The organism is Rhodococcus sp. P14 (assembly GCF_000256505.1).
Classification (GTDB): Bacteria; Actinomycetota; Actinomycetes; order Mycobacteriales; family Mycobacteriaceae; genus Rhodococcus; species Rhodococcus ruber.
Genome location: NZ_AJFC01000427.1, coordinates 1 through 529, shown reverse-complemented (window position 1 = coordinate 529; position 529 = coordinate 1). Strand labels below are relative to the sequence as shown.

Sequence of the window (529 nt, the reverse complement as noted above, 5' to 3'; positions counted from 1 at the left end):
GCCTCGATCTCGCCGAGCTCGATCCGGAAACCACGCACCTTGACCTGGAAATCCGTGCGGCCCACGTACTCGAGCCGGCCCGCCGCATCCCACCGCACCAGGTCACCGGTGCGGTAGAGCCGCTCACCGGCACCGAACGGGGACGCGACGAACCGCTCCGCCGTCAGATCCGCCCGCCCGTGATAACCGCGGGCCAGCTGCGCACCCGCCAGATACAGCTCGCCGGACACCCCGACCGGCACCGGCCGCAGCCGCCCGTCGAGCACGAACACCCGCGAGTTCCATTCCGGCACACCGATCGGCACCGACACACCCGCGGCGTCGTCGACCTCGTGGAAGGTCACCGACACCGCCGCCTCCGTCGGACCGTACAGATTGTCCAACCGGGCCGCGTTGTGCGCCAGGAACCGACCCGCCGTCGCCGCCGGCAACGCCTCACCGATCGCGAGGACCCGTCGCACCGACGCGGGGAGACGGTCCTCGCCGTCGACGAGGAGCGTCTCGAGCATCGAGGGCACCACGTGCAGCG

The 529-nt window shown here is 71.5% G+C and carries 1 protein-coding gene; it reads right to left on the bottom strand.

Annotated elements, in window-relative coordinates:
• Positions 1-529 (bottom strand): AMP-binding protein (locus OEY_RS29420; protein WP_043806165.1); only part of this gene is annotated, 529 nt, incomplete at both ends.